The 247-nt window shown below is 69.6% G+C and carries 1 pseudogene; it reads left to right on the top strand.

What is annotated here, in order from left to right:
* Positions 1–225: pseudogene (locus Q4528_RS15250) on the top strand (hypothetical protein); the annotation flags it as partial.
* Between the last annotated feature and the right edge of the window lie 22 nt (positions 226–247).

Genomic DNA, 247 nt, shown 5'->3' with positions numbered 1-247 from the left:
GGGCACGGCATGTGGTCGCACGCCAAAGCGATGGCGGGCTTCGAGGGGCGGCTGCCGGAGGCGTACCGCACCGACGTGCGCTTCCTGAAGCCGCTGTTGCTGCCGTCGACGGTGGCGTTCACGACCTTCCGCTACGACATCGGCGGCACCGAGGCCGACGCCTTCACCATCCGCAACGCCTCGAAGAACACCCCGCACCTCGCCGGGACGATCACGCCCGTCTGAGACCGGTCCGCAGTCCCGGAAC

The organism is Staphylococcus pasteuri (assembly GCF_030547725.1).
In the GTDB taxonomy this organism is placed as follows: domain Bacteria; phylum Bacillota; class Bacilli; order Staphylococcales; family Staphylococcaceae; genus Staphylococcus; species Staphylococcus pasteuri.
The sequence above is the reverse complement of the archived record's forward strand: the minus strand, read 5'-3'. Positions and strand labels throughout refer to the sequence as shown.